The organism is Hydrogenophaga sp. L99, assembly GCF_058731905.1.
The window spans coordinates 2,847,660-2,863,432 of sequence record NZ_CM178972.1 but is presented as its reverse complement, the minus strand read 5'-3'; the positions used below and the strand labels follow the sequence as shown (position 1 = coordinate 2,863,432).

Below are 15,773 nucleotides of genomic sequence, written 5' to 3'. Positions count from 1 at the left end.
ACCCAGTTTCTTACACAGGAGAACCAGATGAATGACCATGAACCCGTTATCGTCGGTGCGCTGCGCACCCCCGTGGGCAAGCGCGGCGGGCGCCTGCACAAGTGGCATCCCGTCGATCTGATGGCCGAGACGCTGCGCCAGTTGGTCGAGCGGTCCGGCGTCAACCCCGCCGATCTGGACGACGTGATCATCGGCTGCGTGCTGCAGTGGGACCAGCAGCACGGCAACCTGGGCCGACATGCCGTATTGGCGGCGGGGCTGCCCGAATCCGTGCCGGCGGTGACGGTCGATCGGCAATGCGGCTCGGGCCAGCAGGCGGTGAGTTTTGCCGTGCATGGCATCCAGGCGGGTGCCTACCAGTTGGCCATCGGCGGGGGGGTGGAGTCGATGTCGCAAGCGCCGCTGCCGCCGTCGTTCAAGCCCGGCGCGCCGCTCGGTTCGCAATACAGCCCGCGCGAACTGGCGCGCTACCAAAACAACCCGCTGATACCGCAAGGCGTTTCGTCGGAGTTGCTGAACTCGCGCTTCGGCCTCACCCGTGAAGTCCTGGACGCCTCCGCAGTGCGGAGCCATAAGCGCGCCACCGAGGCGATTCAGGCCGGTCGCATCAAAGACCAACTGGTGCATCTGACCGAGGACCCGGCCGACCCGAACAGTCCGGTCGTCGCCGCCGACGAGGGCGTGCGCGCCAACCCCGACCCCGAAAAGATGGCCACGCTGAAAGCCGTGTTTGCCGCCAACGGCACCACCACCGCCGGCAACTCGTCGCAGGTCAGCGATGGTGCCGCCGCGCTGCTGATCGCCAGCCGCGCCTATGCCAAGAAGCATGGCCTGAAGCCGCGTGCGCGCTTCGTCAGCACGGCAGTGGCCGCCGCCGACCCGGTGATCCAGTTCACCGCCGTGCTCGACTCCACCCGCAAGGCACTGAAGGAATCGGGCCTGACCATCAACGACATCGACCTGTTCGAGGTCAACGAGGCTTTCGGCGGCGTACCGCTGATGTTCCAGCAGGAGTTCGGCATCCCGGACGACCGCCTCAACGTCAATGGCGGCTCGATGGCCATCGGCCATCCGCTGGGCTCCACCGGCGCGCGCATGCTCACCGACCTGCTGTATGAACTGGAGCGCCGGGGCGGCCGCTATGGCCTGCAGACCATCTGCGAGGCTTCGGGCACGGCCAACACCACCATCATCGAGCGGCTTGCATGAGCGGGGCCACCATGAGCGAAGCCAGTGAAGTGCTCGTGAGCCGTGACGGCGCCGTCGTCACCCTGACCATCAACCGCCCGCGTGCGAAGAACAGCCTGAACCGCGCGGTATTCGATGGCCTGCGCGCGCAGCTTGCGCAACTGCGCGACGACGATGCCGTGCGAGCCGTCATCATCACCGGCGCCGAGGGCGTGTTTTGCGCGGGCGCCGACATCACGGCCTTTGAAGTGCTGCGTGCCGCGCCGCTGCTGGGCGACCGCTCGGCAACGGGCTGGGAATTTTTTGCGGCGCTGGGGCGCTTCCCCAAGCCCGTCATCGCGGCGGTGGAAAAGGTCGCGCTGGGCGGCGGCATGGAACTGGCGCTGGCCTGCGACATCGTGATTGCTGGCGAGTCCGCCAAGTTCGGCGTGCCGGAAGTCAAGCTGGGCGCCATTCCCGGTGCCGGCGGCACCCAGCGCCTGGTTCACGCCATCGGCAAGTCCAAGGCCATGGCGCTGCTGCTGACCGGCGATTTCATGGACGCCCGCAAGGCATGCGACGTTGGCATCGTCGCCGAAGTGACGGCTGATGGCCAGGCCCTGCCGACGGCGCTGGCGATGGCCTGCCGGATTGCGGCCAATTCGCCGCTGGCCGTGGCGCTGGCGAAAGATGCGGCCCTGGCCAGCTTTGAAACCCCGCTCGCGCAGGGCCTGGAGCATGAGAAGCGCAATTTCGTTGTCGCTTTGCGTTCGGCCGACAACCTGGAAGGGCAAGCGGCATTCCTGGGCAAGCGCCCCCCCAAATTCACCGGCCAATAACGCCTGTCTGTCATCTATCAAGGAAAAACCATGCAACTCAATTCCGACATTTCTGCCGTCATCACCGGTGGCGCTTCCGGCCTGGGGACCGCCACGGCCCGGCGTTTGGCCAGCCATGGCGTCAAGGTCGCCATCTTCGACATGAACGAAGCGGTCGGCCAGGCATTGGCCAGCGAGCTTGGCGGTGTTTACTGCAATGTGGACGTGACGTCCGAGGAACAGGTGGACGCGGCCTTCGCCAAAGCCCGTGCCGCGATCGGGCAGGAGCGCATTCTGGTCAACTGTGCCGGCACGGCCGACGCCGTCAAGACCGTCAGCCGCGACCGGAAAACAGGCGATATCCGCCAAAGCGCGGTGGACCGCTTTAACCGCATCGTGCAGATCAACCTGGTAGGCACGTTCCGCTGCATTGCCAAATCGACGGCGGGCATGCTGGCGCTGGAACCGCTGGCCGACGGCGACCGCGGTGTCGTGGTCAACACCGCTTCGACCGCCGCACTGGACGGCCAAGTCGGCCAGGCCAGCTACGCCGCCAGCAAGGCCGCCGTCATTGGCATGACCTTGCCGATCGCGCGCGACCTGATGGACGAAGGCGTTCGCGTCAACACCATCCTGCCGGGGATCTTCGGCACGCCCTTGCTACTGGCCCTGCCGGACAACGTCAAGCAGGCGCTGGCGGCCAGCGTGCCCTTTCCCAAGCGTATGGGCGACCCCGATGAATTCGCGCAGGCCGTCGAGTTTCTCGTCACCTGCGGCTACATGAACGCCGAGTCCATCCGCGTGGATGGTGCCCTTCGCATGGCACCGCGCTGACGCTCCCATTCGCCTGAACCCATCCAACCATCACAGGAGACACCATGCAGAAAAGACAATTCATCACCATGCTTTCCGGCGCCATGCTGACGGGCGTTTCTGGCCTGACCCGCGCGCAGGGCGCGGGCACCCCGGGCGTGACGGACCGCGAGATCAAGATCGGCTCGACCGGGCCGCTCAGCGGCCCGGCCGCAGGCTATGGCGTCGTCGGCAAGACCATGTCTGCATGGTTTGACTTGGTCAATGCCGAGGGCGGCGTGAATGGGCGCCAGCTCAAGCTGGTGCTGGCCGACGATGGCTACAGCCCGCCGAAAACCCTGGAGCAATCGCGCCGCTTGGTGGAGCGCGATCAGGTGGCTTTTCTCGCGGCGCAGATAGGCTCGTCCACTGGGCTGGCGTCGCGCAGCTATCTCAACAACGCCAAAGTACCGCAACTCTTCGTTTCGTCCGGCTCCGCCACGTGGCTGGATGATGCGGCTAAGTTCCCCTGGAGCATGGGCTGGCTGCCCCTGTACACCGACGAAGGGCGCATCCTGGCCAGGCACATCCTGCAGACGCGGCCCAACGCGAAGATCGCCATGTTCTACCAGAACGACGACGCCGGCAAGGATGTGCTGCGTGGCGTGAAGGAGGTTCTGGCTGCCGCCGGGAAGAAGCTCATCAGCGAAGAGTCGCATGAGGTGTCGGATCCGACGGTGGACTCGCAGATCGTCTCCATGCATGCCTCGGGCGCGGACGTGCTGGTGGCGTGGGGTTCGCCCAAAGCCACCCTCCAGTCGCTGCGCAAGACCCACGACATCGGCTGGCGCCCGGCCATCTACATCAACCCGAGCGCATCTTCGGTGCCCGCGGTGCTGACTCCGGTGGGGCTGGACAAGGTCAAGGGCATCATGAGCGCCGCGTTCCTCAAGGATCCGAGCGATCCGACCTGGAAGGACGACCCTGGTGTCCTGGCCTGGCATGCCTTCATGGACAAATACAACAAAGGCGCGGCCAAGGAGTACCTCACCGTGCTCGGTGCCTGCCTTGGGCAAGTGACAGTGCAGTTGCTCAAGCAGTGCGGCAACGACCTCTCGCGCGAGAACATCATGCGGCAGTCGCGCCGCCTGGACATGGATTTGCCCATGATGCTGCCGGGCCTGCGTGTCAAGACCAGCGACGCCCGCCCTCACCCGATACCGGACATGCGCATCCAGCAGTTCGACGGCACGAGCTGGAAGGTGATGCCGTCCTGACGGGGCGAGCGCAGCGATGGAAACCATTCTTTCCGTACGCGACCTGACGATCCGCTTCGGCGGTGTCGTCGCGCTGGACGCCTTCTCGATGGACGTGCCCGAGGGCTGCATCTTCGGCCTGATCGGGCCGAACGGCGCTGGCAAGACGACCTGCTTCAACTGCATCAGCGGCCTGTACCGGCCCACCCACGGCAGCGTGCGCTTCGGCCAGGCCGAGTTGACGCGCCTGCCGCGCCACGGCGTGGCACGGCTGGGTCTGAGCCGCACCTTCCAGAACGTGGCGCTCTACCCCTCGCTCACGGTGCGCGAAAACGTGATGGTGGGTGCGCACGCGCGGCTGCCGGTGTCGATGCTGGGTGCCGCGCTGCGCTCGCGCGCCGTCCGTGCCGCCGAGGAAGAAATCGCGCACTCGGCTGACGCGGCCCTGGCCACGCTGCGGCTGTCTGACTATGCCGACCGGGGCGTGGCGGAACTGCCAGTGGGCATCCAGCACCGCGTGGAAATCGCGCGGGCGCTGGTGACGCGGCCCAAGCTGCTGCTGCTCGACGAGCCCGCCGCTGGCCTCACCGCTGGCGAGGTCGATGAACTGCGCGACGTGCTGCTGCGCCTGCACGAGGAATTGAAGCTGACCATGGTGGTCGTGGAGCACAACATGCGCTTCGTGATGAAGACCTGCTCCGACCTCGCGGTACTGAGCTTTGGCCGCAAGCTCGCCCAGGGCTCGCCCGAGGAAGTGGCCAACAACGACGCCGTGCTCGATGCCTATCTGGGAGGTGTGCTGTGACCCAACGGCTTGAAATCCGCAACCTCGCGGTGGCCTACGGCCGAACGGCGGTGGTGCATGGCATCGACCTGCACGTGCAGGCCGGCGAGATGGTGGCGCTGCTCGGCGCCAACGGCGCGGGCAAGACCTCCATCCTGCGCGCCATCAGCCACCAGCAGGTGACTGCCAAGGGCACGCTGCGCTTCGAGGGCCAGGACATCATCGACATGGCCGCGCCCGCCATCGCCTCGCTGGGCATCGCCCACGTGCCCGAAGGGCGCGGCACCTTTGGCGACCTGACGGTGCTGGAGAACCTGCGCGTGGGCGCCATCCACCGCCGCGACAAGGACGGCATCGAGCAGGACATCGCCCGGATGCAGACGCTGTTTCCCAAGCTGTCCAGCCGCGCGAAGCAGGCGGCGGGCACGCTCAGCGGCGGCGAGCAGCAGATGCTGGCCATCGCGCGCGCGCTGATGATGCGCCCCAAGATGCTGCTGCTGGACGAGCCTTCGTTCGGCATCGCGCCGCGCGTGACGCAGGAGATCTACGAACTCCTGCACCAGTTGCGCGAAACCGAGCACCTCACGGCGCTCATCGTGGAGCAGAACGCCCAGGTCGCGCTGAACCTAGTCAACCGGGCCTATGTGCTCGAAAGCGGGCGCGTCACTGCCCAGGGCACCGCAGCCGAGCTGCGCGAAGACGACGCCGTGCGCCGCAGCTACCTCGGCCACTGATCAAAAAGAGGTTCATCACCATGCAAGCATTCCTTCACCAGATAGCTTCGGGCCTGGCGGCGGGCGGCATCTATGCCAGCCTCGCCATCGCGCTCGTGCTCATCTATCGCTGCACTTCGTCCGTCAACTTCGCGCAGGGCGAACTGGCGATGTTCTCCACCTATATGAGCTGGGCGTTGGTTCAGGCGGGCGCATCATGGTGGGTGGCCTTCGCCGTTGTGGTCGTGGGTTCCTTCCTGCTCGGGCTGGCGCTGGAGCGGGTCATCTTCCAGCCCCTGCGGCACAAGCCGGTGCTCTCGGTCGTGGCGGCCAGCATCGCGCTGCTCATCATCTTGAACAGCCTGGTCGGCTGGCTGTTCGGGCATGAGATGCTGGAGTTCGCCACGCCGTTCGGTGGCGTCCTCAGCCGTGCCGAACCCTATCTGTCGGCCCACGAGGTCGGCGTTCTGCTCGTCACCCTGGCCGAACTGGCGGCGGTATTCGCGTTCTTCCGCTTCACCCGGTTCGGCCTGGCGATGCGTGCGGTGGCGGTGAACGCGCCGTCGGCGGAACTGTCGGGCATCAGCACCAACAAGGTGCTGGCCGTGGGCTGGGGTCTTGCAGCGGTGGCCGGTGCCGTGGCGGGGCTGATGGCCGCGCCCATCGTGTTCCTGGAGCCGTCGATGATGATGGGGCCGCTGATCTACGCACTGGCGGGCGCGCTGCTGGGCGGCATCGCCAGCCCTGTGGGCGCCGTGGCCGGGGGCTTCGCCGTCGGGGTACTGGAGAACCTGCTGGGCGCCTACGTGGTCGGCAACGACCTGAAACTGACCTGCATCATGCTGTTGATCATCGCGATGCTGGTCTTGCGGCCCGCTGGTATCTTCGGCAAGACGGCCCAGGTGAGGGTGTGAGCATGAGTACCATGAACGCCCCACTCAACATCCGCCCGGCGGCATCGCCCACCTGGTTGCGCTGGACGGCCTCGGTGGTCGGGCTCGCGCTGCTGGCCTGGTCCTTTAGTTGGCAAAGTTATCCGTTGTACGTGATGACGCAGGTGCTGATCTATGGCATCGCCATCATGGGCCTGAACCTGCTCACCGGCTACACGGGCCAGATCTCGCTCGGCCACAGCGCCTTCTTCGCCATCGGTGCCTATACCGCGGCGGTGCTCTCGCATCACCTGGGCTGGCCGTTCTACGTGGGCGTGCCGGTGGCGGCGCTGTTGTGCTTCGTGGCGGGTTTCCTCTTCGGCTTCCCGGCGCTGCGGCTGCCCATGCTTTATCTGGCGCTGTCCACCTTCGCGGTGGCGGTGGTGACACCGCAGGCGCTCAAGTGGAAAAAGATCGAGTGGCTGACCGGCGGCGTGGCGGGGATCGTCCTGGAAAAGCCCGTGTTCCCAGGCGTGCTGGCCGACCGGGCGGACTGGGCCATCATGGCCTGCGTCGCGGTCTGCGCGCTCTGCGCCTTCCTGCTAGCGCGGCGGATTCTCGGCTCACAGTTCGGCCGCCTGGTGGACGCCTCGCGCGACCAGCCGCTCGCGGCGGCGGCGGGCGGACTCGACATCACCGCCCTGCGCACGCAGATGTTCGGCCTCAGCGCGGCGTTCACCGGCCTGGCCGGTGCCCTGAGCGTGGTGGCGGGCCAGTTCGTCGCGCCCGAGAACTTTCCCTTCCTGCTCTCGGTGTCCCTGCTGGTGGGCAGCTTCGTGGGCGGGGTGCGCAGCCTGTGGGGCGCCTTCCTGGGGGCTGCCTTCATCGTGCTCACGCCCAACCTGGCCGAGAGCGTGTCGCAATCCGCGCCGTGGATGATCTTCGGCTTCGCACTGCTCGCGGTGGTCTTCCTGGCCCCCAATGGCTTGAGCGGCTGGATCACCAGCCTCTGGCGCAGGCGTGCAAATTCCTCATCCGCCCAGTCTTAGACGCTTTCCATGCAGCCCGTCTTCGTCGCTGGCACGGGCATGACCCGTTTCGGCAAGCACATTGACTGCGGTCTCAAATCGCTCGCCGCCGAGGCGATTGGCGAAGCCATTGCCGATGCAGGCATCACCCCGTCCCAACTGCAGGCGGCCCACATGGGCAACGCCGCTGCTGGTGTCATGGCCGACCAGGTGCTGATCCCCGGACAGGTGGCGCTGCGCGGCATGGGCATCGGGCGCATTCCGGTCGTCAACATCGAGAACGCTTGTAGACGCATCCTTGCAGTGGGTGCTCGATATGCTGCTGGCTTCAGATAACAGATAAGCCCTGTTGCCGTCGGATTTGCCAGGATACGCGGCCGTCATGTACCTGCGCAGAAATCGGCATACCGAGTCGTTGTTCAATGACAGGCCTCCATGGCACCAGGCTGAACCCCATGCCGTCATCGAGCATGGCGTAGCGCCCGCTGGCCAGCATGACGCTGCGGCGGTAGATGCCGGCCACGCGCTGCCCGTCGGCCGCCGGGCGATATTCCAGTCCGGTGTCGGCGGCAATGTCCTTCGCGGCCTGTGCCACCTCTCGGTTGCGCAACGTGCCCAGCAGATTGCGCGCCAGGATCACGCGCTGCCCGCGCCGCTCGGCCAGCCCCTGTTCGGCCAGGAAGTCGGCGCGCTGCTGCATTGCCCGCTTGGCCTCGCCGCCAAAGCCCAGGTCGCCCAGGACCGAGCCGCCGCCGATCAACTGCTGGTCAAGCCAGGTGGCCCCGACCACGCGGGCCTGCCGCTCGATGGGCAGGTGCGATTTCAGCTCCACGGCCACGCCGCCCAGGCGCTGCGCGTCGTAGCGACGGCCCTGATCGGGCAGGTCGCCCGGCACCTTCCATAGCCCTTCGGCCACGCGCTCCACGATGCCTGCCCGGCGCAGGGCTTCCAAGCGCCGGACGTGGGCCGCGACGACTTCCTGCGGATCGCGGCCCGGTACGGCCTGGCCCTGCGCGATAGCAAGGTGGTGGTCGGTGCGGTACAGACCATCGCTCGCCAGCACGGCGATGTTCTTGTCGGCCGCGCGCACGTCGGCCGATCCCTTCACCTCCACCACGGCGCCGGTGGGATAGTTCGCCAGCTCGTCGCGGGTGTTGAGCGCGACGTAGTGGGCCTTGCCGTCCACCCCGTCGATGACCAGATAGACGCGGTCGCGCAGCTCGTCGGCCAGCCCCTTCGCGGCCACGCGGCCGAGAATGGTTCGGCTATCGTCGCCCGGCTCGAACACCGCCAGTTCGCGCGGCTCGCCGCGCATGGCACGCTGCATGGTGCGGATGATGTCGCCACGCTCGCCCAGGGCGCGCAGGGTCTTCTCGGCATCGGCATGGACGGCCCAGGTGCCCAGCTGCGCCTCGTCGGCCAGCCCCAGGCGCTGCAAGCGTTGCAGGCGGCCGATCAGCAGCAGGCGCTGGCGTTGCAGCCGTGGTTCGTTGAACCGTTCGATCTGCACCCGGCCGTCTTCGCCGGCCTCGCGTTGCAGGGTGCGATCCAGGCTCGTCCACCGCTCTTGCTCCACCTCGCGCCGCAAGGTCTGCTGGATCTCCAGCTCGGTGCGCGGCCCCAGCCATTCGGTCGCCAGCTCGGCGGCGCAATTGCGGAAGCCGTGCGCGATGTAGTCGCCGGCGATGATAAGGTCTTTGCCGGTGTCGTCGCGCCCGCGCACGATCATGTGAGTGTGCGGGTTGTCGGTGTTCCAGTGATCCACGGCTACCCAATCCAGCCGCGTGCCCAGGTCAGCTTCCATGCGGTTCATCAGATGCCGGGTGTAGGTGCGCAGATCGTCCAGTTCGGCGCCGTCCTCGGGCGAGACGATGAAGCGGAAATGGTGCCGGTCGTCGGCGCAGCGTTCCTTGAAGGCTTCGAGGTTGGCGTCGTCAGTCTGCGGCCCGTAAGCCCGGCCCGGCTCGCCATCGCGGCCGGCGCCGTCGCGTTCGATGTAACGCAAATGCTTGGCGAGCGATTGCGGGCTTGCCTGGCGCTGATTGACCAGCAGCGTCTTGATGGTCACGCGCCGCGACATGGGCGTCAGCTTCGCGCCCGCGAAGCGTGCCGCCGTATGCCCGCGCCCCAGGCGCGAGCCGGGCCGCTGGCCAGCGCGTGCGCTGCCGCCGCCGGCTGCGGTACGGCGCACCGAAGACTTGCCGCCGCTGGCCTGGCCCGCCTGCTTGAGCACCATGGAGACGAAGCCCTGGCCCCGGTTCTTCGGGGCGCTGGGGCGGATGCGGAAATCATCGTCGCTGCGGTCGGTCATGGCCGCGCTTCCTGCAAGCTCTGGCGTGTCCGGTCGTGCGAAGCACGCGGACAGGCATGCATTGGCGCGGGCCTCGCGCACCACGCGGCACGGCGGCGAAGTCGCTGCGTGCCGCGCCACCCCCACGTGCAGACTGGCTTTCGACGCGGCCCCGTGCCGCATCCTTTTGTCTTGCCTTCCGCCTTTGCCTCCCGCTTGCGCTCCCGGCAGCGGCGGCCCGGCGGCGCTGTGCTGCTGGCAGCCAGCGCGCCTGCGAAAGCCGCGACGGCCTCGGGCCGGGCGCGTTCGAGGCAAGACGCCTGCACGTGGGAAGGCAGCGCGACGTGCAGCGCGGATGCGCTCGCACTGCACGCGCGGCGACACAACGAACGCCACCGAAGCGACACGCCGGACGGCACCATGAAGCGCAGCGAATCGGCGGCCCTCATGGGCGAGCCTCCAGCCAGACCGGGTGCGCAACGCCGAGCACCGTGGACGCGCTGACCGGCCCGAAATACCGGCTGTCGAACGACGCCGGGTTGGTCACGCTGAGCAGGAACAGTTCGCCAGGCCGAAGGCGGCGGCACTGCGGCCAGGATGGCAGCGGCCGGCCCAGCCGGTCGGCAGGCAGTGCGGCGGCCACCGGCACGCTGTCGATGCGCACCTGGCCAGCAACGATGCAGACGTGTTGTGGCGCGACGGCGCCCACTCGCTTGAGCAGCGGGATGCGTGCCGGCAGGTAGCCACGCTGCGCGGCGAGCGCTGCAGCACCTGCCGGCAAGCGGGTCAGCACGATGCTGCCGACGCGCAGCGCATCGGGTTGTGCATGCACCGCCTCGATGCGATACCAGCCCACCGGCACGCTGTCGGACGGGTTGTAGACGACGCGCGCCGCAGGCCGCGCGAAGGATGCCCAGGCCAGCGCAGCGAGGCCGCAGGCGGACAGCGTGGCCAGCAGTGAGCGAGCGCACAGGCGCGAGCGAGCGAATGCCGTCATTGCAGTACCCTCCCGGCCAGCCAGGCGGCATGCCGCTCGGCGCTGTAGTCCGGCAGCGCCAGCGGCGCGGATGCGCGCCCGGCGGTCCACGCGGCCAGGCGATTGCCCAGCGTGCCCCAGTACGTAGGCGATACGCTGATGGCTGCGATGCCCAGCGCCTCGATGGCATCGATCTGCTGCAGCACGGCGCGCACCTTCTGCTCGCCCTCGGCGTACAGCAGCAGGCGAGCACCAGGACGCACGCCGGGGATGCGCTGCGCGGCATCCAGCGGCGTGCAGGCCTGCATCACCATGAGCTGCCAGCGGATCGTTCCGTAGTCGTTGGCCTGCCAGCGGATGCGGCAGAACACCGCGCTCGGCAGGAACACGGCGCAGCGCCGCCAGCGGTCGAGCTGGACGGTGCGCGCCGGTTCGCCGAAGCGCAGGTAGAGGTTGAATCGCTGTTCGACGTAGGCCAGCGAGACGCGGGTCAGCGGTACGGTGCCGGCCTGGTCTGCGGGTGCAGCCATGGCCGCCTGGGCGGTGTTGTTCATGGTGTCTTCTCCGGGAACTCGCGCTCCAGCAGCGCGCGCAGCAGCTCGGCCACCGTCACGCCCTGCGTGAAGGCCGAGACCTTGATGCGCGAGCGCATGGCAGGCGTGATGTCGAGGGTCAGGCGAGCCGTATAGAGGTCGCCTTTGTGGAGCGCATCGGCATCGCCCTGGCGAATCCACGCCTCGGCGTGCGGATTCGCGGGCGGGCGTGCGCCGATGCCGACGCGCTTGTTGCGTGGTGCCGGCTTCGCCGTCATGAGGGCCACCGCAGCAGTTCATCCACCAGCGCGGTGATTTCACGCGCGGCGGCGCTGTCGGGCGCCGTTTCGCACGCGAGGCGGCCTGCAGCCACGCTGTCGGCGAAGACGATGCGCTGGCGCACTTCCGAGCGCAGCGCAGGCAGTGGCTGCTCGGCCAGCGCGCCGCGTGCTTCCCGCCCGATCACGGTGGTGCTGACGCGCCGGTTGATGACGAAGGCCGCGCGCAGCGCAGGCCGGAACACTTGCGCCTCGCGGATCAGCGCTACCATCTCGGCGCTGGCCCACAGGTCGTAGGGACTGGGCTGCACCGGGATCAGTACGCGCTCGGCCGCCAGCAGCGCGGAGCGCGCCAGGGCGGCAATCCTGGGCGGACCATCGATGACGACGTGATCGGCCCGCCTGGCGAGTTCTGGCGCTTCCTGGTGCAGGGTTTCGCGTGCCAGGCCCACGGCGCTGAACAGCCTTGGCAAGCCTTGCTGGCTTCTGCGCTGCGTCCAGTCCAGCGCGGAGCCTTGCGGGTCTGCATCGAGCAGAACGACGTGCTGGCCGCGCAGCGCGAGTTCGCCCGCGATGTGGGTGGCGAGCGTGGTCTTGCCTACGCCGCCTTTCTGGTTGAGCAGGGCGACGATCATGGCGCGGCCCTCCCTGCTGGAGAGCCGGGCTTGGGCTGCTGCGCTTCGTGCCGCGTGGCGGTTGTCCACCGTGGCGCGGCGCTTCTACTACCAGTTAGAGAATTTAGGTTAGGTAAGTTAAGAGAGGCCAAAACCCGCGCCGCTATTGGCTTTGCGGCCGATTTTGTTGCCTGATAGCACGAGGATTCGTTGCCTGATAGCACGATACTTCCGTTGCCTGATAGCACGAGTCCGTCCACAGGCCACGCACCGTTTATCCCCGTGCCGTGGACGGCACGGGCCGGAACGTCAGCAGCGGCGAGGCGATCCCGGCAACGTGCTCGATGCCAAGGCGGTAGCCTGGCAAGGCCTGCCGCGCGACCAGCGCGCGCATGTCGGCAGCGAAGTCGTAGTAGCGCGCCACGCTGCCCGATTTGCGGTACAGATGCTGGAAGTCGAACTGCCAGCCGGCTTCCTGGCGCCCGCCGTGCTTGCGCACCAGGCGGTACAGCCAGCGCTCGATGCCGCCCGTGAGCCGGAAATAGGCCGGGTCGATGGTCAGCACCAGGGCCTCGTCCATCACGCCGCCATAGAACCAGTCCGGCAGGATCAGCTCGATGCCCAGCGGCGTACCGCGGGCGTCGGCCAGCTCCTTCCACTCGTTGACCCACGAGAAGCGGTGCAGGCGCCGCCCCGTGGTCTCGCGGATGGAGGTGGCCACCGTGGTGGACTGCAGCCGATCCAGCGCGGCCTTGAGGCGCTGGTAGTCGCGCAGCGAGGTGCCGCGCCCGATGTAGCGCAGGATCTCGTAGGGCGTGGCGTGCATCAGGCGCGAGGGGCGCAAGCCCGCGTCGCGCGCTTCCACGATCTGGCTGGCGGCCCAGATCAGCACGTCGGCATCCCAGATGGTGGCGATGCCGTGCTCGACCGTGCCCTCCACGCGGATCGTGACGTTCCCGCCGCGAAAGTCGATCGGCGCGGTGCGCCGCGACTTGGCAAGCGAGAAGAACGGGAAGGCCATCAGGTCCTGGCTGTCGCGCGGCGCCATGTCGCCCGGCAGGGCGCGGAACAGGTCGAGCTGTTCGCGCTCTTGCGATGGCTTGGACAGGGCGAAGGCCATCCGCGCGCCAGCGGTCAGCGCGCACGGCTGTCGGCCGAGTGGTGCTCGGCGTACTCGGGATCGGACGTGCTGTCGAAGCTGCGCTCGGCGGCCCAGGCATCGAGGTCGGCTGCGGCGTACATGACGCGGCGCCCGAACTTGCGGAACTTGGGGCCGCCACCGAACACGCGCTGCTTCTCCAGCGTGCGCGGCGACAGCCGCAGGTAGTCGGCAGCTTCGTCGTTGGTGAGATAGCGCTGCGGCTGCGCGGCAGCGGTCGAGACAGTTGCGGCAGCGGCGGCAGGCCGCAAGGGAGCAGGACGCATGGTGTGAACCTCCATCGGTGTCAAAGCTCCGGCCGCACAGCGCAACCGGATGGAGGCAGTCTCAGAAAACGCGGCCCTCCTGCTCAGGGCCGATCTGTGCCGGATGCAGAACGACCCTTCTCAAGCGGTGCAAGCTGTGCTAGGCGGCGGTAGCCGCCGCGCATCAGCGCATCGCCGCGCTGCACCAGGCGCCGGGCCTTGGAGCGCAAACCGCCATCGCTGTACCAATCGGCCACGGCGTCCACACCGAACAACCCTTCGGCCGCTTCGCGCAAGGACGCGCCCGCCAGGGTCGCGTCGAGCGCCTGCAGGGTGTGCAGTTCTTGCAAGGCAGCAGGCGTGGGCCGTCCGCGAGCCGCCGCCGCAGGCGTGGCCGCAGTGGCTGCGGTCAACGCATCCAGCCCGGCCGCCAGCGCGCGGTAGCGCGCGCAGGGCGAGGCGCAGGTCCGCATGGCGCAGAGGCAGGCCATGCCGTCTTCCAGGCCCGGCGCGAGCGCGAGGCGCACGCAGCAGCCGGGCCAGTGTGCCGTCAGCACGAGGCGCTTGCCGTCGTGGATCAGGCGCTTGTGGCCAGGAACATTCCAGAACTCGAAGGCGCCCGCATCTGGTGGCGGATCATCGTCGGCGTAGAGATGTACCACGGCTTCATGGTCGGGGAACCAGGCCGGTTGCGCGTCACGCGCATCGAGCGCCGGATCCTCCAGCAGGCGCAGACCCCAGGCCAGTGCGGTCTGCGGCCGACGATGTCGGTACAGCCAGTCGAGCCTGTAGTCGGGATTGCGGCGCAGGTACTCCCAGGCCAGTGCGGGGCCATCGAGGTGCAGCGCATAGAGGTACGCGGCTGTCGGATACCAGGGCGCGGTGTGGTGGTCGGTCATGGCGCAAACTCCTGTCGAACTGCAGGAGCAGCACTACAGGCATCACTGCGCAAGCGTTACCGGATCAGAATCCAATCGTGAAAAAAACGGGACAACAGTAAATCTTGTGTCAAGACGATATGGATGCGGTACATTGCGCCAATTGTCTGAATGCAGCGGTGGCGCATGAGAGAAATCGCCTCCTGCAACACCCACACTGCCGCAAACCGCGCCAATCATCATGGCCGTTTGCGCCAGAACCGCCCCGTTTGCTGCAACACCGTGGATTAAGACCTGACGAGTCTGGAGCCAGACGAAAATAGCCCCAATATACCCGGCTGCGCCGCCGAGGTGTGAACGGCTCAATCGACGATGTAGCCGTTCTCCTGGGCCAGTCGCAGGTATTCCGACAGCGGACGCGCCGCCTGGAAATACCGGTCCCGCATCACGGGCTGTTGGCGCGGTCCGACGATGGCAGCCAAATCCGACAGCTTGATCTCCCCCAGCTCGGGCATTCCCAATCCCAGGTCGATCAAACCCCAGGCAGTGTCGCCATCGGCGGCGTCCAGCGCGGCCAGCAGCCAGGTGGCGTGCGCGTCCGGCGTGAACAGCCGCACCACGGGCCGCGGGTCGATGGCTTCGCCGGCGGCGCGAGCCTGGCCGTTGGCCAGCAGTTGCCTGTGCTCGTCCTCGGTGGTAAGTCGGTTCATGGGGCGGCCCCTTTTTTGAACAAATCCGCCGAAACGTGAAAACGCAAAGCCGCATCGGCGCATTTGGGGAAAGGCACGCATGCGGTTTTACGGTTCTGTGGGAATCAACGCAAGCGGGTTTCCGTACAGGAGCAAAAGCGGGAAAGCGCAGCAATGAATACTATAGATTGTAGCTCTATAGGGCGCAATCGGATGTCATCTTGGATTTTGCGGAGATCCAAGCTTGGCAGCGAAGCACACATTGTCGGAGGCGTTGAAGACCATCAGGAAGGCGCGGGGGTTGAGCCAAGAAGCTTTCTCCAACGTGTCCAGCCGCACCTACATGAGTTCGCTGGAGCGCGACCTGAAAAGCCCGACCCTGAACAAGCTGACTGAGCTGTGCGAGGTCATGGAGGTCCATCCGCTCACGCTGCTGACACTGGCCTATGCTGGTGACGACACGCGGCGCGCCGAGCAGCTTCTGGCGCGGGTGCGGCAGGAGTTGGAGTCCGTGACGCAGCCAGCCGATGCGTCATAGCACGCATCGGCGTCGGCCTGGCCGATCCGGCGAATGCCGGTTCGGCGGCATCGAGGGGTGCCAAGCATCGCGCGGCGGGGATAGCCCGCAGGGCTTTCCCCTGGAGGCAAGCGAAGCGCGCAGCGCCGCAGGCGCGAAGGCGT

General features: G+C 67.4%; 20 protein-coding genes. 10 read left to right on the top strand and 10 right to left on the bottom strand.

What is annotated here, in order from left to right:
- Window positions 1-27 precede the first annotated feature (27 nt).
- The 9 genes from AC4QBL_RS13620 to AC4QBL_RS13580 are packed head-to-tail and all read left to right on the top strand — an operon-like array spanning window position 28 to window position 7,766.
- A complete protein-coding gene (locus tag AC4QBL_RS13620) occupies window positions 28-1,209 on the top strand; it encodes a thiolase family protein (protein WP_472907661.1) in 1,182 nt (393 codons plus the stop codon).
- Complete coding sequence (locus AC4QBL_RS13615) at window positions 1,206-2,006, top strand: enoyl-CoA hydratase/isomerase family protein (protein WP_472907662.1); 801 nt, start codon at window positions 1,206-1,208, stop codon at window positions 2,004-2,006. Before AC4QBL_RS13620 ends, AC4QBL_RS13615 begins: the two co-directional genes overlap by 4 nt.
- Before the next feature lie 30 nt (window positions 2,007-2,036).
- The gene (locus tag AC4QBL_RS13610; protein WP_472907663.1) at window positions 2,037-2,819 is read left to right on the top strand and encodes an SDR family NAD(P)-dependent oxidoreductase; all 783 of its coding nucleotides are present in this window, start codon (window positions 2,037-2,039) and stop codon (window positions 2,817-2,819) included.
- 44 nt (window positions 2,820-2,863) lie between these two features.
- A complete protein-coding gene (locus AC4QBL_RS13605) occupies window positions 2,864-4,054 on the top strand; it encodes an ABC transporter substrate-binding protein (RefSeq protein WP_472907664.1) in 1,191 nt (396 codons plus the stop codon).
- Between the two features lie 16 nt (window positions 4,055-4,070).
- The gene (locus AC4QBL_RS13600; protein WP_472907665.1) at window positions 4,071-4,838 is read left to right on the top strand and encodes an ABC transporter ATP-binding protein; all 768 of its coding nucleotides are present in this window, start codon (window positions 4,071-4,073) and stop codon (window positions 4,836-4,838) included.
- Entirely contained in the window at window positions 4,835-5,551 is a 717-nt protein-coding gene (locus tag AC4QBL_RS13595; RefSeq protein WP_026062538.1) for an ABC transporter ATP-binding protein, read from the top strand. Before AC4QBL_RS13600 ends, AC4QBL_RS13595 begins: the two co-directional genes overlap by 4 nt.
- A 20-nt stretch (window positions 5,552-5,571) precedes the next feature.
- Window positions 5,572-6,444: a branched-chain amino acid ABC transporter permease gene (locus AC4QBL_RS13590; RefSeq protein WP_016452539.1), complete on the top strand. Its 873-nt coding sequence runs from the start codon at window positions 5,572-5,574 to the stop codon at window positions 6,442-6,444.
- Window positions 6,445-6,455: 11 nt separating this feature from the next.
- Window positions 6,456-7,451, top strand: coding sequence for a branched-chain amino acid ABC transporter permease (locus tag AC4QBL_RS13585; protein WP_492131594.1), 996 nt, complete (start codon window positions 6,456-6,458; stop codon window positions 7,449-7,451).
- 9 nt (window positions 7,452-7,460) lie between these two features.
- Window positions 7,461-7,766, top strand: coding sequence for a thiolase family protein (locus tag AC4QBL_RS13580; protein ID WP_472907667.1), 306 nt, complete (start codon window positions 7,461-7,463; stop codon window positions 7,764-7,766).
- Here AC4QBL_RS13580 and AC4QBL_RS13575 read toward each other — a convergent pair.
- The 10 genes from AC4QBL_RS13575 to AC4QBL_RS13530 form a co-directional block, all read right to left on the bottom strand.
- Window positions 7,759-9,741, bottom strand: coding sequence for a DUF3363 domain-containing protein (locus AC4QBL_RS13575; protein WP_472907668.1), 1,983 nt, complete (start codon window positions 9,739-9,741; stop codon window positions 7,759-7,761). The two genes, AC4QBL_RS13580 and AC4QBL_RS13575, sit on opposite strands and share 8 nt — an antisense overlap.
- 424 nt (window positions 9,742-10,165) lie before the next feature.
- Entirely contained in the window at window positions 10,166-10,717 is a 552-nt protein-coding gene (locus AC4QBL_RS13570) for a S26 family signal peptidase (RefSeq protein ID WP_472907669.1), read from the bottom strand.
- Window positions 10,714-11,250 (bottom strand): DUF2840 domain-containing protein, encoded by a 537-nt coding sequence (locus tag AC4QBL_RS13565; RefSeq protein ID WP_472907670.1) that lies wholly within the window; start codon window positions 11,248-11,250, stop codon window positions 10,714-10,716. The genes AC4QBL_RS13570 and AC4QBL_RS13565 overlap by 4 nt, the downstream gene beginning before the upstream one ends.
- Window positions 11,247-11,507 (bottom strand): chromosome partitioning protein ParB, encoded by a 261-nt coding sequence (locus tag AC4QBL_RS13560; RefSeq protein WP_472907671.1) that lies wholly within the window; start codon window positions 11,505-11,507, stop codon window positions 11,247-11,249. Before AC4QBL_RS13560 ends, AC4QBL_RS13565 begins: the two co-directional genes overlap by 4 nt.
- Window positions 11,504-12,142, bottom strand: a complete 639-nt coding sequence (gene parA, locus AC4QBL_RS13555; protein ID WP_472907672.1) for a ParA family partition ATPase — start codon at window positions 12,140-12,142, stop codon at window positions 11,504-11,506. Before parA ends, AC4QBL_RS13560 begins: the two co-directional genes overlap by 4 nt.
- A gap of 253 nt (window positions 12,143-12,395) precedes the next feature.
- Entirely contained in the window at window positions 12,396-13,241 is an 846-nt protein-coding gene (locus tag AC4QBL_RS13550; RefSeq protein ID WP_472907673.1) for a replication initiator protein A, read from the bottom strand.
- Window positions 13,242-13,255: 14 nt separating this feature from the next.
- The gene (locus tag AC4QBL_RS13545) at window positions 13,256-13,546 is read right to left on the bottom strand and encodes a helix-turn-helix transcriptional regulator (protein WP_472907674.1); all 291 of its coding nucleotides are present in this window, start codon (window positions 13,544-13,546) and stop codon (window positions 13,256-13,258) included.
- Between the two features lie 83 nt (window positions 13,547-13,629).
- Window positions 13,630-14,424 carry a DUF2285 domain-containing protein gene (locus AC4QBL_RS13540; protein ID WP_472907675.1) on the bottom strand — a complete coding sequence of 265 codons (795 nt, stop codon included), beginning with the start codon at window positions 14,422-14,424 and terminating at the stop codon, window positions 13,630-13,632.
- 42 nt (window positions 14,425-14,466) lie between these two features.
- The gene (locus AC4QBL_RS13535) at window positions 14,467-14,769 is read right to left on the bottom strand and encodes a hypothetical protein (protein WP_492131593.1); all 303 of its coding nucleotides are present in this window, start codon (window positions 14,767-14,769) and stop codon (window positions 14,467-14,469) included.
- On the bottom strand, window positions 14,766-15,113 hold the full coding sequence (locus tag AC4QBL_RS13530) for a DUF2958 domain-containing protein (protein ID WP_472907676.1): 348 nt from the start codon (window positions 15,111-15,113) through the stop codon (window positions 14,766-14,768). The genes AC4QBL_RS13535 and AC4QBL_RS13530 overlap by 4 nt, the downstream gene beginning before the upstream one ends.
- A 223-nt stretch (window positions 15,114-15,336) precedes the next feature.
- Between AC4QBL_RS13530 and AC4QBL_RS13525 the strand changes: the two genes are divergently transcribed.
- A complete protein-coding gene (locus AC4QBL_RS13525) occupies window positions 15,337-15,630 on the top strand; it encodes a helix-turn-helix domain-containing protein (protein ID WP_472907677.1) in 294 nt (97 codons plus the stop codon).
- The last annotated feature ends 143 nt before the right edge of the window (window positions 15,631-15,773 follow it).